The sequence below is a fragment of the Mesorhizobium australicum WSM2073 genome (assembly GCF_000230995.2).
Lineage (GTDB): Bacteria > Pseudomonadota > Alphaproteobacteria > Rhizobiales > Rhizobiaceae > Mesorhizobium > Mesorhizobium australicum.
This window is the reverse complement of sequence record NC_019973.1, coordinates 3,568,158-3,590,615: the sequence shown is the minus strand read 5'-3', so window position 1 is coordinate 3,590,615 and position 22,458 is coordinate 3,568,158. Positions and strand designations below refer to the sequence as shown.

The window sequence follows — 22,458 nt, the reverse complement described above, 5'->3', positions numbered from 1 at the left end:
GACGTGGACCAGATTGTCAATCTGCCAAAGACGGAATCGGATTCCGCCATCGAGACGGCGCTTGGGCTCGACCAGACCGGTCGACGCAGGACGCGCCGGCGTGGCTGGCTCTATGCGTTGCTGACCCTCATCGTGCTTGCCGCCGGCCTTGGCCTCTATCAATGGTATGCGGGCACGCCGACCAGGATTGACTACACCACGGTGCCGGCGGCCAAGGCCGACCTCACAGTCCAGGTGTCGGCGACAGGCACGCTGCAGCCGCTCACCCAGGTCGACATATCAAGTCAGCTTTCAGGCATCATACGCTCGGTCGCGGTCAACGAGAACCAGCAGGTGAAGAAAGGCGACGTGCTGGCGGCCCTCGACACCGCCAAGCTGCAGGTCCAGATCGAACGCGCCGAAGCGTCCGCCAAGGGAGCGGCCGCCAATGTGGAGGACGCCAGGGTGACGCTCGCCGAGAACGAGAGTGCGCTTGTCCGCGCCGCGGCCCTGACCAAGCGTGGCATGGCAACCGACCAGTCGCTCGAGGCGGCGACGGCGACGCGCGACCGTTCCAAGGCGGCACTCGATAGCGCCGAGGCCAATCTCGCCATCGCCAATGCCGATCTCAAGTCGCAGCAGACCGACCTTGCCAACAGCACCATCTACGCGCCGATCGACGGCATCGTGCTGACGCGTTCAGTCGACCCCGGCCAGACGGTCGCTTCCTCGCTGCAGGCGCCGGTGCTGTTCATCATCGCCGCCGATTTGAGGAACATGGAACTGGTGGCGGCGGTCGACGAAGCCGATATCGGCGCGGTCAAGTCAGGCCAGCATGCCCGTTTCACCGTCGACGCTTTCCCGGAGCGGCCGTTCGATGCCAAAATCCGCGACATCTCCTATGCCTCGGTCACGACGGACGGCGTCGTCACCTACAATGCGCGGCTCGAAGTCGACAACAACGAGTTGCTGCTGCGGCCCGGCATGACCGCCACCGTTTCTGTGGTCACGAGGGAAGCCAAGGACGTGCTAACCGTGCCCTCGTCCGCTTTCCGCTACCGCCCGGCACAGCAAGCGGCGCGCGGCTGGAGCCTGAGCGACCTGTTCACCGGCCGCATGGGCCGCGGCAATCGCCAGCGCCCGGCGGCACAGACCCCGACCGATGGTTCCCGCACGCTCTATGTGCTGGAGAACGGCCGCCCGCACCCGGTCAACGTCAAGATCGGTTCGACCGATGGTGAACTGACCGAGATCACCTCCGGCCTGGAGGAAGGCGCTCAGATCATCACCGCTTCGCAGTCGCGGAGCTGAGGCAGTGGCCGCGGGCGCCCCCCTCATCACCTTCGACAAGGTCTGGAAGAGCTACGGCCAGGGCGAAGCCAAGGTGCATGCGCTGGCCGGAGTCGACCTTGCCATCCGGCGCGGTGAATTCGTCGCCATCATGGGCCCATCGGGCTCCGGCAAGTCGACGGCGATGAACATCATCGGTTGCCTCGACACGCCGACGGCCGGAACCTATTCCTTCATGGGCGTCGATGCCGGCCGGCTCGACCGCAACCGCCGCGCCATGCTGCGCAACCTCTATGTCGGCTTCGTCTTCCAGGGCTACAATCTCTTGGCCCGCACCACCGCGGCCGAAAATGTGGAACTGCCGCTGATCTATCGTGGTGTCGCCGCCCGCGAGCGCCGCGACCTCGCCATGCAGGCGCTGGCCGAGGTCGGCCTTGTCGGCCGCGAGCATCACACGCCGGCCGAACTCTCCGGCGGCCAGCAGCAGCGCGTGGCGATCGCACGCGCCATCGTCACCAGGCCGACGCTGCTCGTCGCCGACGAGCCGACCGGCAATCTCGACACCGCACGCACGCATGAGATCATGGAGCTGCTGACGCGGCTGAACAAAGAGCTTGGCCTGACCGTCACCATGGTCACCCACGAAGCCGATGTCGCCGAATATGCCGAGCGTACCATCCGCTTCCTCGACGGCCATGTCGCCTCCGACACCATGAATATGGAGATGGCATGATCTGGGAAACCGTCCGCCTCTCGATGCGCTCGATCCGCCGCAACGTGCTACGCTCGTTTCTGACCTTGCTCGGCATCGTCATCGGCGTCGCCGCCGTGATTGCCATGCTGACCATCGGCTCCGGCACCACGCAAAAGGTCAAGTCCGACATTTCCAAGCTCGGCAGCAATCTGCTGGTCGTCCGAGCCGGGCGCCCGGCCGGCCCCGGCGGTCCCGGCGGGCTCGACCAGGCGGTGCGGCCGCTGGCGGAAAAGGATCTGGCGGCGCTGGTTGCGCATCTCACCGGCGCCCGCGCCATCTCGCCGGCCGCGCAGAAGCAGGTGCGCGTCATCTTCGGCACCGAGAGCCTGACCTCTGGCGTCACCGGCACCGACAGCGCCTATCTCGACGCACGCGACTGGAAACTGGTGTCCGGCCGCCCGTTCAGCGATTCCGAAACCCGCTCCGGCACCGGTGTGTGCCTGATCGGCGAGACGGTGCGCCAGCAATTCTTCGGCGCAGGCGATCCCGAGGGCGAGATCATCCGCGTCAACCGCACCTCCTGCAGGATCGTCGGGCTGCTCGAGCCGAAAGGCTACACCGGCTTCGGCCAAGACCAGGACAATGTCGTGCTGATGCCCCTCGCCGCCTATCAGCGCCGCATCGCCGGCAATCGCGACATCGACAACATCTACATCGCCGCCGACGACCGCACGCCGACCACCGAATTGCAGCCGCGCGTCGAGGACATCTTGCGCGATGCGCGCCGCATCACGCCCGACCGCGAGAGCGATTTCGCCATCCGCGACATGACCCAGATCGCCGACGCCATGGCCAGCGCCACCACGACGATGACCGGCATGCTGGGCGCGGTCGCCGGTGTCAGCCTGCTGGTCGGCGGCATCGGCATCATGAACATCATGCTGGTGTCGGTCACCGAACGCACGCGCGAGATCGGCATCAGGCTCGCCATCGGCGCGCATGAAAAGCACATCCTCATCCAGTTCCTGGTCGAGGCGACCGTGCTGTCGCTGCTTGGCGGCATCATCGGCATCCTGATTGGGCTGGCGCTGGCCGGCCTCGCCTCGGTGACGCTGACCATACCTTTCGCGCCTAGCCCGGCCGTCATTCTGCTTGCCGTCGGCTTCTCCGCGCTGATCGGCATGGTGTTCGGCTTCTTCCCGGCGCTGCGCGGCGCCAGGCTCGATCCGATCGACGCCTTGCGTCACGAGTAAAAGGGCAAGCTGCGAGGGCGTCCGGCACTCCGGGCCGGTTTTACACAACCTTCGACGTTTCCGCCTTGCCCAACCTATCGTCACTGTGTTGGCGATGTTATGCCAAGGCATATCTGGTCGAGGAGCAGCTGATGAGCAAGAAGGCGCGCGTGATCCTGGTGATGATCATCATCGAGGCCGCCCTTGCAGGCATCTGGTGGTATCTCGCCCGCTACGGCATGACCAATCCCGATCGCGTCACCGCCGATTTCCAGGCGGTCGTTGGCCAGACGATGGGAATGGCCATGGGTGGGTTGCTGGGTATCGGCTTCATCCTGTTCTTCGTCGCCGCGCGCAACGACCGCAAGGCACTCAAAAGCAAGACATCATAGGGCCTGGCCGCTCCACGACATGATCGCGGCACTGACGTACGGTTTCAGTGGCAGGCAAGACTACGACGCGCTTTCCCACGGATTGACGGTGTTCAAACCGGCGGCCGCGAATGGACCGGTGTCACGGGTGGCGACCGTGAGGCCGTGTACCGCGGCCGTGGCCGCGATATAGCCGTCGGCGTTGCCGATCGCCTTGCCTGCGGCTCTCGCCTGCACCATGAGGTTAGCATAGGCGCGCGACGCGTCGAGGTCGAACGGCAGAATGCGGTCAGCGAACAGCGGCAACGCGTCCTGCTCAAGACGATCATGCAGGATCGTGCGGCGCTTGCCGGAAGGCATGGCCGCGATCCCGAAACGCAACTCAGCCACGGTGACGGCCGAAAGATATAGGGTTTCGACGGCCTGGGCGTCGATCCACGCGATGACGCGAGGATCGGGTGCAGGTCTCCATGGCTCAGACATGACGCTGGTGTCGATGAGGATCATTCGAACCGCACCGGCTCGCCCGGTGTTTTGTCGCGGAGCTGCTGCAAGGTATCGACATCCCTTTGCGACAATCCGGCCTCGCGGCCGATGGCGGCGAGCAGCGAACCGAGCTTGACCCGATTGGCCGGCCGCACGGCCGTTTCCAGGATCTCACGCATTTCGGCCTCAGTGCTGCGGCCATGATGCGCAGCCCGCACCTTCAAGGCGCGGAGCGTCTCCTCTGGCAAATTGCGGATCGTGACGGCGCTCATCGATATCATTCCAATCTACAATGATGTCACTGCTATCAGTATAGAAAATCTGCTATCAGATACAACTGGTACGCACCGATATTAGTCTGCGCGCGCGAAATGCCACTCGATCAGCGGCTTCATGTGCGGCGACAGGCCGTCCGGCAGGTCGCCGGCATGGCGGATGATCACCGGCCCCTCGATCTCCGGGTCGGCTTCGGTGGCGACGAAGGCCGAGATTCGGCGCGCGATCTCATCGGCGGGCGCGTCGACGTGATAGCGGCGGAAGATGACGGTGCCGCTTGCCGTCGACAGAGCGTGCCAGCGCACACCACGCCTGGCCTCCGACAGGTCGATACCGGTCTCCTCGCGCACCTCGCGCATCATGTTGAAATCGACATCGACGAGACCGTCGCGGAAATCGATCGGCTCGAACGAACCGGCGGCGAAATAGACCCGGCCGGCACTGACGGTTCGCGGTCCCATGCGGATCGCCACCAGAGCGTTGTCCCCGGCCACCAGCACGGCATGGGCATAGGCGTGTTCGGCGCCGGAATTCTCGCGCCGCTTCCGCCACAGCATGAAGGTCGAGTAATTGACCGCATGGCAGCGGCCGATAAGGCTGCGGTCGCGATAGGCAAGCTCGGAAAGCAGCACCACAATGCCGTCGAACAGCGCCGGATTGGCCTCGATCTCGCCCCGCCAGTTCTCGGCAATCACCGCGGCATTCTCCACCGCGAAGGGATGCGGGCCGGGATCGAGACGGACATCGATGGCATCGACCGGCAGGATGACATTGCGCGGAAGATCAAAACTCATGTCGGCTCAGGCCATGTCCAGCGTGATCGCCACCGGGCAATGGTCCGAGGCCTTTGGCCGGTCCCAGCCGGCGCGCGGGAAGCGCTCGACTTCCTGGCCCGCGGGAAAGATCGTGCGCCAGGGCTGGCCATTGCGGATGATGTCGGGAACTGCGGTGGCGTTCTTCGCCGCCAGCCCCTTCGACAGCAGGATATAGTCGAGCTGGCACAGATGCCGCTCTTGCGGCCCGCGTGTGTGATAGAAGGTCCAGCGGTTCATTTCCGGCCGCCGCTCGACCACATTTTCACAGAAGCCGCCCGCCGTCAGCACATTGATGCAGGACAGGTTCTCGTCGACCACCTCGAAACGGTAGCCGTCGACCTCATCGCCGGCGATCTTCACCCGCTGGCGGTAATCGTTCATGTCGCCGCAGATCGCCCAGCGCTTGTCGGCCGCGTGCTCCGCCCCGAAACGCTCCTCGATGATGCGCCGCACGGCTTGCGCCTCCGCGATGCGCACCGGCATCGTCGCCTCGCGTCCGTCGAGCCCGTTGCGGGGAGAGCCCATGGACTTGAAGTGCACGAGATAGAGCGTCATCGGCGCGCCGCCCACCTTGATGTCGACCTCCAGGCAGTCGCGCCGGAAGATGCGTTCATTGGGCTGGTTGCCGAGGGCCGCCAGCTCGGGCGTATGCAACCCGAACTGCTCGTAGGTGACATAGGCGTGGCTGGTCATGCGCACGAATTCGATCGGCTGTCCCTGCGCGGTCTCGTTGCGCATCATCACCGCGACATCGATGCCGCGCGAATCATTGCCCGACGTGGTGTATTTCTGGCGGTAGCCCTGCCCCACCATCTTGAACAGATAGCCGTACTCGAAGGCCTTCAAGGCCTCGATGTTGTCGACCTCCTGCATGCAGATGATGTCGGCACGGGCGGCGGCAATCGCCAACGCCGTCAGCTGGCGCGTGTCGTCGGATTGCGCGATGGCGCGCGCCTGTTCCAGCATCTTGTATTCGGCCTCGCTCTGGATATCGAAGAGCGCCAACGTGCGATCCTCATTGAGCTGGTTGCGAAAGCCGGAAAAATCGAACCTGTTCATCAGGTTCTCGACATTGAAGGTGGCAAGGCGCAGCGACATGCGCTGACCTTTGCCTGCAAGAGCGGCGGAAAACAAGATCGCAGGACCACAAGCAGGGATCCCTTGTTCCCGGTGGGTTTCACGCCATGGTTGACGGAACCTTTCCGTTCATCCGCCGTTCAGACGCAAAGGTCCACGGTAAGCCCATTCCCAGGGTAGGCGTGGGGCCTGTTCTCTTGGAGAAGTGCAATGAACGCGCTCTTTTCTTCCACTGTCAAATCCGGGCTGATAGCGCTCGGTATTGTCTCCGGCATCACGGCGCCATCCGCTGCCGCGCCGATTCTGCAGCCGGATGTGTCGATCCCGGCCAGCACCGCCGCGCCGACGGTCATCCCGGTCCGCGAGGGCTGGGCTGGCGGCAACAACGGCGGCGATTGGAGATGGCGCCGGTCAAGCAATTGGAACGGCCGCCATTGGAATGGCGGAGGCAACTGGAGCGGCCGCCACTGGAACGGTGGTGGCAACTGGAACCGCGGCGACAACTGGCGCTGGCGCCATGGCCGCCATCATTATCGTGGCGGACGCTACTACGATGATGGCGCTGCGGCGGTCCTCGGTCTCGGCCTGGGGCTCGGCCTCGGCAGCATGTACAACAACTACAACAACTACGATTACTATGCGCCGGCGCCGCGCCGCTATTATCGCGCCGGCCGGCTGTCGAACGCGCATGTGCAATGGTGCTACAACCGCTACCGCTCGTATCGCGCCTACGACAACACGTTCCAACCCTATAACGGCCCGCGCCAGCAGTGCTGGTCGCCCTATAGCTGAGCTGCCTGCGGCTGATACCAGAAATGAAAACGGCGCCACGTGGCGCCGTTTTCGTTATTGATCGCGAAGCGTGGATCGCTCAGTTCTTGGCCTTGTCGACCAGCTTGTTCTTGGAAATCCACGGCATCATGGCGCGCAGCTTGGCGCCGACTTCCTCGATCTGGTGGCTGTCGTTGTTGCGGCGGATGCCCTTGAAGCGGGACATGCCGGCGCGGTATTCCTGCATCCATTCCGAGGTGAACTTTCCCGTCTGGATGTCCTTCAGCACGCGCTTCATCTCGGCCTTGGTCTCGGCGGTGATGATGCGCGGACCCGAGACATATTCGCCCCACTCGGCGGTGTTCGAGATCGAGTAGTTCATGTTGGCGATGCCGCCTTCATAGATCAGGTCGACGATCAGCTTGACCTCGTGAAGGCACTCGAAATAGGCCATTTCCGGCGCATAGCCGGCTTCCACCAGCGTCTCGAAGCCGGCGCGGATCAGTTCGACCAGGCCGCCGCACAGCACGACCTGCTCGCCGAACAGGTCGGTCTCGCATTCCTCGCGGAAATTGGTCTCGATGATGCCCGAACGGCCGCCGCCAACGCCGCAGGCGTAGGAAAGCGCGAGATCGAGCGCGTTGCCCGAGGCGTCCTGGTTGACGGCGACCAGGCACGGCACGCCGCCGCCCTTCTGGTATTCGCCGCGCACCGTGTGGCCCGGGCCCTTTGGCGCGATCATGACGACGTCGACGGTCGACTTCGGCTCGATGAGGCCGAAATGCACGTTGAGACCGTGCGCGAAGGCGATCGCGGCACCGTCGCGGATGTTCGGCGCGATTTCGTTCTTGTAGATGTCGGCCTGCAATTCGTCGGGCGTCGCCATCATCATCAGATCGGCCCATTTGGCGGCGTCGGCGACGCTCATCACCTTGAGCCCGTCGGCCTCGACCTTCTTGGCGGTCGCCGAGCCGGCCTTGAGACCGATGGCGATCTCCTTGGCGCCGGAATCCTTGAGGTTGAGCGCATGCGCCCTGCCCTGGCTGCCATAGCCGATGATGGCGACCTTCTTGCCCTTGATCAGGTTGAGATCGGCATCACGATCGTAATAGACACGCATTTTGTCTTCCTTCCCGTTTTTGAAGATCAGAGGCCTTGCGGCCCGGTTTTTGCTCCGAAAAGAGCGAGAAACTGCTGCGTCGCGCGGACGGCATCGCCGCCGATCGTCGCTTCAGTCAATTCCAGCCGGTCGCCGAGCAGCAGGCGGATCTGCACGTCCCGGCCAACCAGCCCGAAAAAGGTACGGAAGGCCATCTCGGCATCCCCGAATTCAAGGAGCCCGGCCTGCCGGCCGGCTTCCAGCACGGGCTTCAGCCGCTTGGCCAGCGCAAAGCGCCCATTCTCCAGCACGACGGCGCCGAGATTGTCCTTCCCCGAACCGGCATGGCCGACCGCCACCCTATTGAGGGCGATCGACGTATCGCTGGAGATCACCTTCAACCAGTCGGAGCCAAAGCGCTCCAGGCTCGCCGTGAGCGAGGCAAGATCAAGCCCCTTGCCGCCGACCGAAGCCACCCGCACTTTCGAGGCCTGCCACTGCACGGTCGCCGTCAAGAGCCCGTCGCGATCGCCGAACCATTTGTAGAGTGTTTCCTTCGAGCAGCTCGCGCGACGCGCCACGGCGGTCATGGTCAGGTGATCGCCCTCCTCGACCAGCAGCCGCAAAGCCGCGTCCAGGACGGCCTGCTGCCGCTCCGTCAGCGCCTCGCTGTTGTCGATGTCGGGTACGCTGTGCAACACGCTCTTCCCTCGGAAGGACAAGGCAGGGCGTGAATTCGACCTGCCGTACCGTACGTTACGGTTCGGCATATTGCGCAATCCGGTGAGCGGCGCAAGGGCAAAGAAGAAAAAATCCGCTGATGTCCGCGCAGCCGCGCAGTCCGCAAGCTCAGTCCGCGGTAGGCGGATGACGCAGGCGGCCCAGCAGTGCCGAGACCGTGCTCAGCTCATCCGACGACAGCTTCGCGCCAACCAACTCCTCGATCGACCTGCCATAGATCGTCCACATGCGGCGGCGCGTCTCCCGTCCCTTGGGCGTGATGCGGATGTGATGGCCACGGCCGTCGTCGGCCACCGGCAGTTTCTCGACCAGCCCGTCGGCCTCGAGCCGAGCCAATAGCCGCGAGATGTTGTACTGCGCGAACAGGGTGCGTTCGATCAGTTGAAACGGCCGCAAGCCGCCCTCGCCCGCCTCGGCAAGCTCGTGCAGCACATCGTACCAGGCGAGCGGCGGCAGGCCGCCCTCCTTCAGCGCGTCTTCGGCCCGTTCCAGCAGTTGGCGCGAAACCCGCATCAGGCGGGCCCAGGCCTTGATGGCTTCAGGCGAAGGCTTGTCTTTTTCGGTCATGGCCCACCCTAGGCGATAGATGCAGATGCATCAAGCTTGACGCTCAATGCACATGCATCTACATAAATGCAATTGCATCGATATCGAAAGGCACATTCCTATGAAACCCGCCGACACCCTTGTTCTCGTCAGCCATCCGCTCTGCCCCTATGTCCAGCGCGCCGCGATTTCGCTGGCCGAGAAAGGCGCGCCGTTCGAGCGGATCGACATCGACCTTGCCGACAAACCGGACTGGTTCAAGGCCATCTCGCCGCTCGGCAAGGTGCCATTGCTGCGCGTACGGCAAAATGGCGACGAGACGATAATCTTCGAATCCGCGGTCATCCTCGAATTCCTCGAGGAAACGCAGGCCAATCCCCTCCACCCCGCCGACCCCTATGCACGCGCCCGGCACCGTGCCTGGATCGAGTATGGCTCAGCCATCCTCAACACCATCGGCCGGTTCTATTCAGCGCCGAGCGAGGCCGGCTTCCTCGCCGAAGCCAGCGCACTGTCGGCGATGTTCGACCGTGTTGAGGCTGAACTGCCGGGCGCCGTGCGGAGCGGGCCATGGTTCGCTGGCAGTCGCTTTTCCCTCGTCGATGCCGTTTACGGTCCGGTCTTCCGCTACCTCGACGCCTTCGATCGGATCGGCGATTTCGGTATTCTTGACGGCAAGCCGCTTGTCCAGGCTTGGCGCAGTGCGTCGAGTGACCGTCCGTCGATCAGGCAGGCCGTGGCGCCGGACTATCCGCAGCGCCTGCATGCCTTCCTGCGGGCGAAGGGATCATTTCTATCGAGCCTCATTCGGCAAGGCGATCCGGCCATAGCGCTTCGGCAAGCCCAGCCCGCCTGAACGGATCGGTCACCGTGCCGGCGACCATGGAGGCCAGCAACCGCGGCGCCGGCGGGATCTTGGCGATCGTCGCCACCAGCCTGTCGCGGATGAAGGGCAGTGCCACCGAATCCGACTGGTAGAAGGGCGTGAATGCCAGCGACAGTGCCTGAAAGACCCTGACATGCCGGCGCCGCGCTCGCGCATAGGCTTCCAGCGCTGTCTCCACGCCGTCCGTTCGCGCCAGCGCATAGCTAAGTGCCGCGGCGTCGAGCAGCGCCATGTTGGCGCCCTGGCCAAGCTGCGGGCTGGTCGAATGGGCGGCATCGCCGATCACGGCCAGCCGCCGGCCAACCGGAAACTTCATTGTGTGATGGCCGTAGCGGGCCAGCGAAAGCTGGTCGAAACTGTCGATCTGGCTGGTGAACGCCTCGGCCCGTGGCCACAGCCGCACCACCCGCTCCTTCCAGGTGTCGAGACCGCTGGCACGCACCGCGTCGGCATCGGCCGGCTTCAGGCTCCAGAAGAAGGCCGCCATCCTTTCGGCGCCCGGCTCGGGCCGCCCGATCGGCAGCACGCCGATCATCACGCTGGCCTTGTCGTAGCGCTGCAGAAGCGCGTGCTCGTCAAAGCCCTCGCCGCGCCAGCCGAGCGATGCCCAGAACGCGCCATAGGTGAGTGGCCGTGGCGCTTCGGCACTACCGGCGCACCGCCGCAGCTTCGAGCGCGCGCCGCTGGCGTCGACAATTAGATCGAACGGCCCTTCCCTTCGGCCGTTGCCCCGGATCAGCGTCGCCCGCTCGCCGGTCTCCAGGGCCTCGATTTCGACGCCGGTCTCAATGGGGATCGCCTCGCGCCGGGCAGCGCGAAAGAGTACGCCGAACAGGGCGGCCCTGTGTACCGCCAGGCCGAAACGGTTGCCGCGCTGGGCATCGTAGCGGACATCGAGCACGGTGCGGCCGCTCGACGCATCGACGCCATGCAGCCGGTCGATCCTGCTGCCCAGCGCCATGATGTCGTCGAGCAGGCCGAGATCGGCGAGCACCGTCAGCCCAGTCGGCTGCAGGATCAGCCCGGAGCCGACCGGCCTCGGTTCCTCGAAGCGCTCGAAGATGGTTACGCGGTGGCCGGCGCGCTTGAGATAGAGCGCCGCGGCGAGCCCGGCCGGACCAGCGCCGGCGATTGCGATACCGTAGGAAATGCCGCTGCCCCCAAGCCGAACTGGCCGGGACAATCCTTCAGCCGCCGGACGAAATCAAGTCGCGACGCCGAGCGCTAGCCTGCTGGTCAAGCCTGCGTCGAATCGAAGGCAGTCCGCGCGCCGCGCACTGCGTCATGGTTGTTTTCGGCCCACTGCAGCAGATACTGCAAAGCGTCGAACATCGATCGCCCAAGGTCGGTCAGGCTGTATTCGACACTGGGCGGCTTGGTCGGAAACACCTCGCGGCGCACATAGCCGTCGCGCTGCAGATCGTAGAGCGTCTGGGTCAACATGCGCTGCGAGATATCGGGAACCAGCCGCCGCAGCTCGCCGAAGCGATAAGGCTGCTCGGCCAGCGCCGCCGTCAGCAGCGAACTCCATTTGCCATTGAGGCCCTGGATGACGTCGCGGACCGGGCAATCGGCAATGTTTCCGCCGTCGGTCATCGCTTTGTAGACTTCGAGTTTGGATTTCAGATTGACGGTCCGGCTGTCCATGGCTGGTTCCCTGCGTGTGCCTACCTCCCCAAAAACTGCCTTCTTTACGGCACCGGGTCAATTCCTATTTTAGTGCTGGTCTCTTTTTGAGACCACCACCCGAACCGCCCTTCCGGCGCAATGTCAGGATCCCCCATGACCGCAATTCTTCTCGTCACCGGCGCGTCCGGCCAGCTCGGCCGCAGCGTCATCAACCATCTGCTGGACACGTTCGAGGTGCCGGCGGCCCGGATCATCGCCACGACCCGCACGCCCGCCAATCTTGCCGACCTGTCGGCGCGCGGCGTCACCGTTCGCGGGGCCGATTTCGACGATCGGGCCTCGCTTGCCCAAGCCTTCGCGGGCGCCGACCGGGCGCTCATCATTTCGACCAACGAGCTGGCGATCCAGGGACGGCGCGAGCAGCAGCTTGCCGCCGTCGCGGCGGCCAGGCAGGCTGGCGTTGGCCACCTGCTTTACACCTCGTTGCCCAACACCGAACCCGGTTCCGCCGTGCTCTTTGCCCCCGATCATTACGACACCGAACAGGCGATCAAGGCCAGCGGCATTCCCTACACGATCTTCCGCAACGGCTGGTACGACGAGAACCTGTTCATGGCGATGCCGCAAATCCTCGCATCGGGCCAATGGTATACGTCGGCGGCCGACGGCGCCATTTCCTACGGCGCGCGTGACGACCTCGCCGCGGCGATAGCCGCGGGGCTGGCTTCGGATAACACCGAAAGCACGACTTACACGCTGACTGGCCCCAAGGCCTATACATCAGCCGAAGTCGCCGTGCTCGTCACCGAAGTCACAGGCAAGCCGATCCAGGTCGTCCAGCTCTCCGATGAAGCGCTGACCGAAGGCATGAAGGCAGCCGGGCTTCCCGAGCCGATTGCCAGGCTCCTGGTGTCCTTCGACGCCGCCACGCGCGCCGGCGACCTTGGCATGGTAACGGACTCGGTTGAGACACTTTCCGGTCGGAAATCGGTACCGCTGAAGCGGTTCCTCGAGGCCAACAAGGCCGCACTGGCGGGTTGATATCAGCGCGGCGGGAAGTCTTTCTCCCGCCGCGCTATTTCGGGGTCTTGACCAGCCCGAGCCGGACCAGGCTTTCGGCGGTGGCGGCCAGCGCGTCCTCGCGCGAGCGTGGCGCCCAGCCGAGCATGCGCACCGCCTTGGCGTTGGTGGCGTTCTTGACCTTGCCGAGTTCCGTCACGAGTTGCGCGGCTTCCGCGTTGAACAGTCCCACCACCCGCACCAACCAATCGGGAAGCTCCCGCGTCGTGACCCGCGAGGCGGCCGCGCCGAGCCGCGTTTTCACCGTCTGGGCGATCTCCCGCACGGTCATGAAATCGCCGGCAACGGCCAGGAAGCGCTCGCCACTGGCGGCGGGATTGGTCATTGCGCGCACATGCAGGTCCGCCACGTCGCGCGCGTCGACCACGCCGAACGACAGGTGCGGCAACCCAGGCATCGCACCGTTCATCATGCGCTGAACAAATTCGGTGGAGGTCGAATGGTCGGACCCGAGCACTGGTCCGAAAATGCCGACCGGATTGACGACGGCCAACTCCAGCTTGCCACCCTCGGCGGCGATGAAATCCCAGGCCGCGCGCTCAGCGAGCGTCTTCGATTTCACATAGGCGCTGACCTTGGCTGTCGGATCGGTCCAGCTCTCCTCGGTGAAAGACCGACCGCCGGGTGGCATCTTGCCATAGCCGATGGCGGCGAAGGACGAGGTCAGCACGACGCGTTTGACGTCAGCGTCTCGCGCCGCCCTGAGCACGCGCAACGCGCCTTCGCGAGCCGGGATGATCAGGTCGTCCTGATGCTTCGGCACGCCGGGCGGAAATGGTGACGCGACATGCAGGACATAGTCGCAGCCGGCGACAGCGTCGGGCCAGCCGGCATCGCTCATGAGGTCGGCGATGGCAAAGGAAAGCCTGTCGCCCGGCTCGCCGCCGCCGGCCTTGAGCATGGCGATAACGTCGGCTTCGCGCCTGGCGGCGCGCACCGTCGTGCGCACGCGATAGCCCGCCTTCAACAGGGCAAGAATACAGTGCGCGCCGAGGAAACCCGATCCGCCGGTGACAAGCACCAATTCGCCGCCCATGGCCACCTCCCCGTCAGGCCGAGGCGATCGACCTCGTCAGATCGCCACCTGCGTGCCGATTTCTACCACACGCCCGGTCGGGATCTGGAAATATTCGGTCGCGTCGGCCGCCGTGCGCGCCAGGCCGATGAACAGCCTGTCCTGCCACACCGGCATGCCTGAATTGGGCGAGGCTTTCAGCGACCGCCGCGACAGGAAGAAGGACGTCGTCATGATGTCGAACTTCCAGCCCTGCTTGCGGCAGATCGCCAGCGCGCGCGGAATGTTGGGCTGTTCCATGTAGCCGAAGGTCAGCGTCACCCGCATGAACAACTCGTTGACCGTCTCCATCTTGACACGCTCGCTGTCGGGCACGACGGGCTGCGGCGCGGTCACCACCGAAAGGATGACGTTCTGCTCGTGCAGCACCTTGTAGTGTTTGAGGCTGTGCATCAGCGCGGTTGGCGCGCTGAGCGGATCGCTGGTCAGGAACACCGCGGTGCCGGACACCAGCTGCGGCTTCTTCTTCAGCAGATTGCCGGCGAGGAAATCGAGCGGGATTTCGTTGCGGCGGGTCTTGTCGAAGAGATAGCGGCTGCCACGCACCCAGGTCCACATGCCCAGCACGATGGTGAAGGCCACCACCAGCGACGCCCAGCCGCCTTCGAACACCTTGACGATGTTGGAGGCGAAGAAGCCGATATCGATGAAAGCGAACAGCACGGTCAGCGGGACCGCCACCGACAGTTTCCACTTCCAGATACGGGTCATGACCACATAGAGCAGCACCGTCGTCACCAGCATGTTGCCGGTCACCGAGATGCCGTAGGCGGAGGCCAGCTTGCTGGACTCGCCGAAGCCGACCACCAGCATCATCACCACCAGCGCCAGCAGCAGGTTGACGCGCGGCATGTAGATCTGGCCTGACTGCTTTTCCGACGTGTGCAGGATTTGGAGCCTGGGCAGCATGTTGAGCTGCACCGCCTGGCGGGTCAGCGAAAAAGCCCCTGAAATGACCGCCTGGCTGGCAATGACCGTCGCCGCCGTCGCCAGCACCACCATCGGGATCAGTGCCCAACCCTCGTTCATTTCGAAGAACGGATGGCCGACCACGCCGTTCTTCGCCAGCACGAAGGCGCCCTGCCCGGCATAATTCAACAGCAGGCAGGGGAACACGATCGAGAGCCAGGCGAGCACGATGGGTTTGCGGCCGAAATGGCCGAGATCGGCGTAAAGCGCTTCCGCGCCGGTGACGGCAAGGAAGATGGCGCCGATGGTGACGAAAGCCACATCGGGCGAATGGATCAGGAAGGCGACGATATAGTGCGGGCTGACCGCCCACAGGATCTCCGGATCGGCGATGATGTGCTTGAGACCGGAAAGGCCGATGGCCAGGAACCAGATCGCTGTCACCGGGCCGAAGACCAGCCCGACGCCACCGGTGCCGAAACGCTGAACCGCGAACACCATGGCGAGGATGACCAGCGTCAGTGGCACGACGTAAGGTTGGAAGGTGGGGGTGACGACATTCATGCCCTCGACCGCCGACAGCACCGAAATCGCCGGCGTGATGACGGCGTCGCCGAAAAACAGCGAAGCGCCGACGATGCCGATGCCGAGCATCAGCGCCGAGCGTTTCGGAAAACTGCCGCGCGCCAGCGCCATCAGCGACAGCACGCCGCCCTCGCCGCGATTGTCGGCACGCAGCACGAACATGATGTATTTGATGGTGACGATGATCGTCAGCGACCAGATGATCAGCGACAAAACGCCAAGAATGTCGCCACGGTCGGCAACTTGCCCGCCCGACGACGCGACCAGCGCCTCGCGGAACGCATAGATCGGGCTGGTGCCGATATCGCCATAGACCACGCCGAGCGCGCCCAGCATCAACACCTTGGTGCTGTGCTGTTCGATTTCGGGATGGCTCGATTGGTCGACGGGTTCTGCCTCATTACCAGCACTGGCAAGGGCCATGTACGACACTCCGATAAACGCGCGGTGCTCTACGCTTGCTGCACTGCAATATCAAGTGCCGTAACGTTATGGCACTCATGTTGGCAGCGCGCGGCTTCTTGTGGGCGACTTCGAGCGAATGCCGGTCAATGCGGCATTCGCGGGCTCATGTCCGGACCCATGGCAAAACCTGCGGGCCGGCGAGCACGTCTGTTAAATGGCGACCTGCGTGCCGATTTCAACGACGCGGCCGGTCGGGATCTGGAAATACTCCGTCGCGTCGGCCGCCGAGCGCGCCAGTCCGATGAACAGCCGGTCCTGCCACACCGGCATGCCTGAATTGGGCGAGGCTTTCAGCGACCGCCGCGACAGGAAGAACGACGTCGTCATGATGTCGAATTTCCAGCCCTGCTTGCGGCAGATCGCCAGCGCGCGCGGGATGTTGGGCTGTTCCATGTAGCCGAAGGTCAGCGTCACCCGCATGAACAACTCGTTGACCGTCTCCATCTTGACGCGTTCGCTGTCGGGCACGACGGGCTGCGGCGCGGTCACCACCGAAAGGATGACGTTCTGCTCGTGCAGCACCTTGTAGTGCTTGAGGCTGTGCATCAGGGCGGTCGGCGCGCTCAAGGGATCGCTGGTCAGGAACACCGCGGTGCCGGACACCAGCTGCGGCTTCTTCTTCAGCAGATTGCCGGCGAGGAAATCGAGCGGGATTTCGTTGCGGCGGGTCTTGTCGAAGAGATAGCGGGTGCCGCGTATCCACGTCCACATGATCAGTCCCATCAGGCAGGCAACGGTGATCGAGACCCAGCCGCCTTCCACGATCTTCACGACATTGGCCAGGAAGAAGCCGCTGTCGATGACGCCGAACAGCAAGGTCAGCGCCAGGGCGAGCGCCAGCTTCCATTTCCACATCTTGCGCATCACCACGAACAGCAGGATCGTCGTCATCAGCATTTCGCCGGTCACCGAGATGCCGTAGGCGGACGCCAGCGAACTCGAACTGCCGAAACCGACCACCAGCAGCATCACACCCATTGCTATGAGCAGGTTGACGCGCGGCATGTAGATCTGCCCGGACTGCATTTCCGAGGTATGCTGCACCTCGATGCGCGGCAGAAGATTGAGCTGCACCGCCTGGCGGGTCAGCGAAAAAGCTCCTGAAATGACCGCCTGGCTGGCAATGACCGTCGCGGCCGTTGCAAGTCCCACCATCGGCATCAGTGCCCAGTCAGGCAGCATCTGGAAGAACGGATTGGTCGGTTTTCCGTCATTGGCGAGCACAAAGGCGCCCTGCCCGAAATAGTTGAGCAGCAGGCAGGGGAAAACCACGGAAAACCATGCCAGCACGATCGGCTTGCGTCCGAAATGGCCGAGATCGACATAAAGCGCCTCAGCCCCGGTTACCGCCAGGAACACGGCGCCGACGGTGACAAAGGCGGCGGTCGGTGTGCTGGCCAGATAAATGACCGCGTAATAGGGATTGATGGCAAGCAGGATCGATGGATCGTCCATCAAGTGATAGATGCCGGCAACGCCGATGGCCAGGAACCACAGCGCCGTCACCGGCCCGAACACCGCCGCCACCTTTCCCGTGCCGAAGCGTTGCACGGAGAACAGGATGGCAAGGATGACCAGCGTGATCGGCACGACATAGGCGTCGAGCGTTGGGGTGACCACGGTGAGGCCTTCGACCGCCGACAGCACCGAGATGGCCGGCGTTATGATCGAATCGCCGAAAAACAGCGCCGCGCCGCAAAGACCGATCACCAGAATCAGTCGAGCGCCTTTGGGATAGGCGCTGCGTGCCAATGACATCAGCGACAGCGTGCCGCCTTCGCCCTTGTTGTCGGCACGAAGCACGAAGGCAACGTATTTGACGGTCACGATGATCGTCAGCGCCCAGACGATCAGCGACAGCACGCCAAGCACGTGAACGCGCGTATCGATGCCGGGCGAAGCGTGAAGCGCCTCGCGAAAGGCGTAGATCGGACTTGTGCCTATGTCGCCATAGACAACGCCGAGTGCGCCCAGCATGAGAACCTTGGTGCTGTGCTGCTCGACCCCGGCATGGCTCGATTGCTCGACGGTTTCAGCTTCGCTCCCGCTATTGGCAAGGGCCATCGACCACTCTCCGATAAGCGCGCGGTGCTTTATGCATGCTGCGATACGATATCAAATGCACGCGATGGCTGCCATACCAATACGAAGCATTGCCCCCTACCAACCGCAGGCCCTGAGGAACCGGCCCACTGTGCCGGCCATGCCATACTCCAACGCGTCGGCTGTCAACCCATGTCCGATCGACACTTCGGCCAATGCCGGAATGCGCCTGGCCAGCGCGGGCAGATTGGCCACCGTCAGATCGTGCCCGGCATTGACCTGGAGACCGGCGGCAAATGCCGCGTCAGCGGTTTCGCCCAATCTTTCCAGTTCTTTGGCCGCCTTACCTGAATCGGAATGGTAGCTGCCATAAGGACCGGTATAGAGTTCGATACGATCGGCGCCCGTGTCGCGCGCGGCCGCCATGCCGGCGGGGTCGGCATCGGAAAACAGCGAGACCCTGAAACCACCCTTCTTCAGGCGTCTGACGATCGGCGTCAGCAACGCCGCATCGGTGACGAAGTTCCAGCCATGGTCGGAGGTTGCCTGGGAGGGATCGTCGGGCACAAGCGTCACCTGTTCGGGCTGATGCTTCTCCACCAGCGCCAGGAAATCCTCGCTTGGGTAGCCCTCGATGTTGAATTCCGCCTGCGGGAACTCGTCGTCGATCAGCGCCCTGATCTCGGGCAGGTCGGAATGCCTTGTGTGACGTTCGTCGGGGCGCGGATGCACCGTCAGCCCATGCGCTCCGGCGGCAAGGGCGAGGCGTCCGACAGCGATCACATTGGGCCACGGCAGGTCGCGCCGGTTGCGCAGCATGGCGATGGCGTTGAGGTTGACGGAAAGCTTGGCTGGCATGGTTTGGCGTCCGTGAAACAGGCGATCGAGGCGCGCCACGCTCATTCGTTCCGGCACGGCGCATTTGAGACGGCGCATCTATAGCGTCTTTGACGGGAACAGATAGGGCCTTTCCGGTGTTCCAGAAGACCAACATACTCCACGAAAGGGAGGCACCACCTTGAATTTCCTCCAATCCGTGCCGGCGATCCGCCGCATCGAGACCAGCCGCGACGACCTCTTTGCCATCGATGTGGTCGGCCATGTCTCGGCCGCCGATGCCGAAAACCTGTTCGGCCTGCTGGAGGCGGCCTATTTGCTCCATCAGAAAATCGACGTGGCCGTGCGCATAGTCGATCATGAGGGCGTCGACTGGGCCGACATCTCGGACGAGACCATCAAGAAGGGTGCCGTCCATGCATTGGAACATATTGGCCGTTGCGCGGCGATCGGCGCCCCTGACTGGACGCCGAATGCACGACACGCCTTGCCGGCTTCCTCGCCCGTCGAATTCAGGCATTTCAAGATCGAGGACGAAGCCGCTGCCTGGGAATGGCTCGGCGCGCGGCCGACGAGTGAGGAGGCGACCGCCGCTCCAGAAAGAGGATGAAACGGTTCTCCCGGCTACCCCCCTTCTACCTGACGATGGTCAGGCGTTCGGCGGCCCGGGTGATAGCTGTGTAAAGCCAGCGCTGGCGCGTTTCCTTGAAGGCCCAGCTCTCGTCGAACAGCACGATCTCGTTCCACTGCGAGCCCTGCGCCTTGTGCACCGTCAGCGCATAGCCATAGTCGAAATCGTCGAAGCGCTTCTTCTGCTGCCAAGAGATTTCGGCGTCAGGATCCTCGAACGCCGCCTTCAGCAACTTGATTTTCGCGACGCCGCGATCCGGATCGTCCTCCTCGGGCGAAACCAGAAGATTGATCCCGGGCTTGACCGTCTCGCGCGACGAGGTCATCACCTTCCACAGCGAGCCGTTGAGCAAGCCCTTGGCGGGATCGTTGCGCAGGCACACCAGCTTGTCGCCGGCTTGCGGATAATCGGCATTGAAGCCCTTGAGCTCGCGCAGGCGCTGGTTGTAGCGCCGCCGCGTGCGGTTGGTGCCGACCAGCACCTGGTCCGCCCTCAGCACCAGTTCCTGATTGACGTCTTCCTTGCCGATCACCTTCGCGGTGCCGTAGTCGCCGCGCATGAATTCGCGGCCCTCGCGCACATCGAGCGCCAGCCGCAGGATCGGATTGTCGCGCGCCTGCCGGTGGATCTCGGTCAGCAGGAAGTCTGGCTTATGGTCGGTGAAGAAGCCGCCACCCGAGATCGGCGGCAACTGGCCGGGGTCGCCCAGCACCAGGATCGGCGTGCCGAAACTCATCAGGTCACGGCCAAGCTGCTCGTCGACCATCGAGCACTCGTCGATGACGACCAGTTTGGCGCGCGAGATCGGGCTCTGCCGGTTGAGTGAGAAGGTTGGCGACATCGAGGTCTTGCCGGTGACCTCGTCGGCCACCGATTCCTCGCCCTTGGGCCGGTAGATCAGCGAATGGATGGTGCGGGCGTTGACCGCGCCCTTGGAGCGCAGCACCTGGGCGGCCTTGCCGGTGAAGGCTGCGAACTGCACCTGGCCGTCGACATGTTCGGCGAAATAGCGCGCCAGCGTCGTCTTGCCGGTGCCGGCATAGCCAAACAGCCGGAACAGCTGCGGCGTGCCGGTCTTCAGCCAGCGGGCGACCGCTTGCAGCGCCTCATCTTGTTGGGGTGAAAATTCCATCTGATCGTGTGACCGGATTCGCGAGGCAAACACAAGATCGCCGCCACCACCATCGACACGCCGGTGGCGAACTTCCCTGCTGTTCAGGCTATCAGCCGCAAGCAAGAACGTAAAGGGAACGAAAATTCAGTTGGCAGCGTGCGGATCGTTCTCCAGCAGGATCGGCTTGCCGTGTGGCGTGGCGTGCGCGGCGCGCTCCCAGGCCCGCGCCATCGCATCGACGTCCGGCTTGGCAGCCAGCCCCTTGGAGGCGAGCAGCCCTTCCAGCGCCGCCAGCCAATGCTCGTAATAGTCATGGCCGTCCGCCGCGGCATCCGGCTTCTTCACCTCGGCTGACAGGGCATCCGCCCATTCGTTCCACGAAAACAGGCCCTTGTCGTGCAGTGCCACAGTCATGGCGAAGGCTTCGGCCTGCCATGGCTCGGCGAACACCGGTGCGTCGAAGCCGGCGGGCAAACTGGCGGCGGATCCCTTCGCTTCAGGCCGGCTCAAGATAGCTCTCCCAGGCGTCGATCGAGACGGTCAGTGTCGGGTCGGCGCCCTCGCCCCAGATTTCCGTGCCATCGAAAACCACGGTATAGACCCATTGCGGATTCTCGCCCTGCCCATGCGCATTGCTGTCGGGGAAGACGAAGCCGTCGCGCACGGCCTCGATCGTCCCGTTCTTGTCGCGCGCATAGCGCGGCAGCCTGGTATGGCCGGTCGGATTGAAGTTTTTGGTCCGCACCGAATCACCAGCCTTGAAGCGCGGCGCTGTCTCGACCGGCCGGTCACACGGACCGCCCTTGGCCAGCACGGCCGGAACGTTTTCCGCCTTCAGCACCCGTTTCGGAGTCGTCGCCGGATCGATCGCCTCGCCTGCCCCGAGGTCGCGCTCGCTGACGAAGCCGTGCCGCTTGAGCAGGATCTCCAGTGCCTTGATCCAGATCTGATAGTAGCTGGAGCCATAATAATCGGCCGGATGCAGCGATTCCCGTGCGTGCCGGCTCTCGTCGATGTTCCAGGCGCCCATGCCGCCGGCGCAGAGCGTCAAGCCGAGCGCCCGCCTCTCCCAGTCGGCATGGAAATACGGCTCGTCTCGTTCGGGCGCGACCGGCCCGAAACCCATCTGTCCGCCGAGATCCTGCGGCCCGTTCATGCCGGGTGACTCGCCAGAGCCGTGCCGATCATGGCATCGCGGCTCACCAGCTCGGCCAGCCGCTCCTCGCTCCAGCCTTCGGTTCCCTCCGGTCGCATCGGCACGACGAGATAGCGCAGTTCCGCTGTCGAATCCCAGACGCGTATCTTCGTCCCGGCCGGCAGCACCAGCCCGAACTCCTCGAGCACGCCGCGCGGATCGATCACCGCGCGCGACCTGTAGGGCGGCGCCTTGTACCACACCGGCGGCAGGCCAAGCACCGACCACGGATAACAGGAGCACAATGTGCAGACGACGAGGTTGTGGGTATTCCCGGTGTTGAACACCGCCTGCATATGCTCGCCTTGCCGACCGGTATAGCTCAGCGATTCGATCGCCGCCGTCGCGTCGCGCCTCAGCCACGCGGCAAAAGCGGGATCGCTCCAGGCCTTGGCCACCACCCGGGCGCCGTTGCGCGGACCGATCTTCGTCTCGTAGGTATCTACGATGACGTCGATCGCAGCCGGATCGATCAGCCCCTTGCGGGTCAGGATGGTTTCCAGCGCGCGCACCCGCGCGGCAAACGGATCGAGTTCGTTGTCGTGGTCATGATCGTGGGACATGACGGCAAACTAAAGTTCCGATCCGCCGGCCGCAAGCATCACGGCTTGGGCCAGCGGAACTGGGTGCGT

General features: G+C 64.0%; 25 protein-coding genes. 8 read left to right on the top strand and 17 right to left on the bottom strand.

What is annotated here, in order from left to right; genetic code table 11:
* Nucleotides 1-3: 3 nt before the first annotated feature.
* The 4 genes from MESAU_RS17220 (at nt 4) to MESAU_RS17205 (ending at nt 3,587) form a co-directional block, all read left to right on the top strand.
* Nucleotides 4-1,290 carry an efflux RND transporter periplasmic adaptor subunit gene (locus tag MESAU_RS17220; RefSeq protein ID WP_015317320.1) on the top strand — a complete coding sequence of 429 codons (1,287 nt, stop codon included), beginning with the start codon at nt 4-6 and terminating at the stop codon, nt 1,288-1,290.
* A gap of 4 nt (nt 1,291-1,294) precedes the next feature.
* The gene (locus tag MESAU_RS17215) at nt 1,295-2,002 is read left to right on the top strand and encodes an ABC transporter ATP-binding protein (protein WP_015317319.1); all 708 of its coding nucleotides are present in this window, start codon (nt 1,295-1,297) and stop codon (nt 2,000-2,002) included.
* Complete coding sequence (locus MESAU_RS17210) at nt 1,999-3,216, top strand: ABC transporter permease (RefSeq protein WP_015317318.1); 1,218 nt, start codon at nt 1,999-2,001, stop codon at nt 3,214-3,216. The genes MESAU_RS17215 and MESAU_RS17210 overlap by 4 nt, the downstream gene beginning before the upstream one ends.
* A gap of 131 nt (nt 3,217-3,347) precedes the next feature.
* Complete coding sequence (locus MESAU_RS17205) at nt 3,348-3,587, top strand: hypothetical protein (protein WP_015317317.1); 240 nt, start codon at nt 3,348-3,350, stop codon at nt 3,585-3,587.
* Nucleotides 3,588-3,647: 60 nt separating this feature from the next.
* Here MESAU_RS17205 and MESAU_RS17200 read toward each other — a convergent pair whose 3' ends face one another.
* From MESAU_RS17200 to MESAU_RS17185, 4 genes are all read right to left on the bottom strand, one after another.
* Nucleotides 3,648-4,073 carry a type II toxin-antitoxin system VapC family toxin gene (locus MESAU_RS17200; protein ID WP_015317316.1) on the bottom strand — a complete coding sequence of 142 codons (426 nt, stop codon included), beginning with the start codon at nt 4,071-4,073 and terminating at the stop codon, nt 3,648-3,650.
* Nucleotides 4,070-4,324 (bottom strand): FitA-like ribbon-helix-helix domain-containing protein, encoded by a 255-nt coding sequence (locus MESAU_RS17195; RefSeq protein WP_015317315.1) that lies wholly within the window; start codon nt 4,322-4,324, stop codon nt 4,070-4,072. Before MESAU_RS17195 ends, MESAU_RS17200 begins: the two co-directional genes overlap by 4 nt.
* An 81-nt stretch (nt 4,325-4,405) precedes the next feature.
* Nucleotides 4,406-5,122, bottom strand: coding sequence for a hypothetical protein (locus MESAU_RS17190; protein WP_015317314.1), 717 nt, complete (start codon nt 5,120-5,122; stop codon nt 4,406-4,408).
* Between the two features lie 6 nt (nt 5,123-5,128).
* Entirely contained in the window at nt 5,129-6,241 is a 1,113-nt protein-coding gene (locus MESAU_RS17185; protein ID WP_015317313.1) for an endonuclease/exonuclease/phosphatase family protein, read from the bottom strand.
* A 189-nt stretch (nt 6,242-6,430) separates the two neighbouring features.
* On the opposite strand from MESAU_RS17185, the gene MESAU_RS17180 reads away from it, so the two are divergent.
* Nucleotides 6,431-7,012: a BA14K family protein gene (locus tag MESAU_RS17180; protein ID WP_015317312.1), complete on the top strand. Its 582-nt coding sequence runs from the start codon at nt 6,431-6,433 to the stop codon at nt 7,010-7,012.
* Between the two features lie 79 nt (nt 7,013-7,091).
* Here the strand turns inward: MESAU_RS17180 and ilvC are convergent, their stop codons facing one another.
* The 3 genes from ilvC to MESAU_RS17165 all read right to left on the bottom strand — a co-directional run bounded on the left by ilvC (nt 7,092) and on the right by MESAU_RS17165 (nt 9,398).
* The gene (gene ilvC, locus MESAU_RS17175) at nt 7,092-8,111 is read right to left on the bottom strand and encodes a ketol-acid reductoisomerase (RefSeq protein WP_013531065.1); all 1,020 of its coding nucleotides are present in this window, start codon (nt 8,109-8,111) and stop codon (nt 7,092-7,094) included.
* A gap of 26 nt (nt 8,112-8,137) precedes the next feature.
* Nucleotides 8,138-8,791 (bottom strand): TetR/AcrR family transcriptional regulator, encoded by a 654-nt coding sequence (locus MESAU_RS17170; protein ID WP_015317311.1) that lies wholly within the window; start codon nt 8,789-8,791, stop codon nt 8,138-8,140.
* Nucleotides 8,792-8,939: 148 nt separating this feature from the next.
* Nucleotides 8,940-9,398, bottom strand: a complete 459-nt coding sequence (locus MESAU_RS17165; protein WP_015317310.1) for a MarR family winged helix-turn-helix transcriptional regulator — start codon at nt 9,396-9,398, stop codon at nt 8,940-8,942.
* A 100-nt stretch (nt 9,399-9,498) separates the two neighbouring features.
* On the opposite strand from MESAU_RS17165, the gene MESAU_RS17160 reads away from it, so the two are divergent.
* Nucleotides 9,499-10,233: a glutathione S-transferase family protein gene (locus MESAU_RS17160; RefSeq protein WP_015317309.1), complete on the top strand. Its 735-nt coding sequence runs from the start codon at nt 9,499-9,501 to the stop codon at nt 10,231-10,233.
* Here the strand turns inward: MESAU_RS17160 and MESAU_RS17155 are convergent.
* Together MESAU_RS17155 and MESAU_RS17150 are read right to left on the bottom strand one after the other, a co-directional pair.
* Nucleotides 10,181-11,446 (bottom strand): FAD-dependent oxidoreductase, encoded by a 1,266-nt coding sequence (locus MESAU_RS17155; protein ID WP_015317308.1) that lies wholly within the window; start codon nt 11,444-11,446, stop codon nt 10,181-10,183. The two genes, MESAU_RS17160 and MESAU_RS17155, sit on opposite strands and share 53 nt — an antisense overlap.
* 53 nt (nt 11,447-11,499) lie before the next feature.
* Nucleotides 11,500-11,910: a winged helix-turn-helix transcriptional regulator gene (locus MESAU_RS17150; RefSeq protein ID WP_015317307.1), complete on the bottom strand. Its 411-nt coding sequence runs from the start codon at nt 11,908-11,910 to the stop codon at nt 11,500-11,502.
* Nucleotides 11,911-12,045: 135 nt separating this feature from the next.
* On the opposite strand from MESAU_RS17150, the gene MESAU_RS17145 reads away from it, so the two are divergent.
* Nucleotides 12,046-12,933: an SDR family oxidoreductase gene (locus MESAU_RS17145; RefSeq protein ID WP_015317306.1), complete on the top strand. Its 888-nt coding sequence runs from the start codon at nt 12,046-12,048 to the stop codon at nt 12,931-12,933.
* Between the two features lie 34 nt (nt 12,934-12,967).
* Here the strand turns inward: MESAU_RS17145 and MESAU_RS17140 are convergent, their stop codons facing one another.
* The 4 genes from MESAU_RS17140 to MESAU_RS17125 all read right to left on the bottom strand — a co-directional run bounded on the left by MESAU_RS17140 (nt 12,968) and on the right by MESAU_RS17125 (nt 18,907).
* Nucleotides 12,968-14,008 (bottom strand): SDR family oxidoreductase, encoded by a 1,041-nt coding sequence (locus MESAU_RS17140; RefSeq protein WP_015317305.1) that lies wholly within the window; start codon nt 14,006-14,008, stop codon nt 12,968-12,970.
* 36 nt (nt 14,009-14,044) lie between these two features.
* Nucleotides 14,045-15,964 (bottom strand): potassium transporter Kup, encoded by a 1,920-nt coding sequence (locus tag MESAU_RS17135; protein WP_015317304.1) that lies wholly within the window; start codon nt 15,962-15,964, stop codon nt 14,045-14,047.
* Between the two features lie 192 nt (nt 15,965-16,156).
* Nucleotides 16,157-18,070, bottom strand: coding sequence for a potassium transporter Kup (locus MESAU_RS17130; protein ID WP_015317303.1), 1,914 nt, complete (start codon nt 18,068-18,070; stop codon nt 16,157-16,159).
* Between the two features lie 96 nt (nt 18,071-18,166).
* Nucleotides 18,167-18,907, bottom strand: coding sequence for a pyridoxine 5'-phosphate synthase (locus MESAU_RS17125; RefSeq protein ID WP_015317302.1), 741 nt, complete (start codon nt 18,905-18,907; stop codon nt 18,167-18,169).
* A 160-nt stretch (nt 18,908-19,067) separates the two neighbouring features.
* Between MESAU_RS17125 and MESAU_RS17120 the strand changes: the two genes are divergently transcribed.
* The gene (locus MESAU_RS17120) at nt 19,068-19,496 is read left to right on the top strand and encodes a SpoIIAA family protein (RefSeq protein ID WP_015317301.1); all 429 of its coding nucleotides are present in this window, start codon (nt 19,068-19,070) and stop codon (nt 19,494-19,496) included.
* Between the two features lie 25 nt (nt 19,497-19,521).
* On the opposite strand, the gene MESAU_RS17115 is transcribed toward MESAU_RS17120, so the two are convergent.
* From MESAU_RS17115 to nthA, 4 genes are all read right to left on the bottom strand, one after another.
* Nucleotides 19,522-20,649 (bottom strand): ATP-dependent DNA helicase, encoded by a 1,128-nt coding sequence (locus MESAU_RS17115; protein WP_015317300.1) that lies wholly within the window; start codon nt 20,647-20,649, stop codon nt 19,522-19,524.
* A gap of 126 nt (nt 20,650-20,775) precedes the next feature.
* Entirely contained in the window at nt 20,776-21,141 is a 366-nt protein-coding gene (locus MESAU_RS17110; RefSeq protein ID WP_015317299.1) for a nitrile hydratase accessory protein, read from the bottom strand.
* Nucleotides 21,128-21,787: a nitrile hydratase subunit beta gene (gene nthB, locus MESAU_RS17105; protein ID WP_015317298.1), complete on the bottom strand. Its 660-nt coding sequence runs from the start codon at nt 21,785-21,787 to the stop codon at nt 21,128-21,130. The genes MESAU_RS17110 and nthB overlap by 14 nt, the downstream gene beginning before the upstream one ends.
* Nucleotides 21,784-22,389: a nitrile hydratase subunit alpha gene (gene nthA / locus MESAU_RS17100; RefSeq protein WP_015317297.1), complete on the bottom strand. Its 606-nt coding sequence runs from the start codon at nt 22,387-22,389 to the stop codon at nt 21,784-21,786. The genes nthB and nthA overlap by 4 nt, the downstream gene beginning before the upstream one ends.
* Between the last annotated feature and the right edge of the window lie 69 nt (nt 22,390-22,458).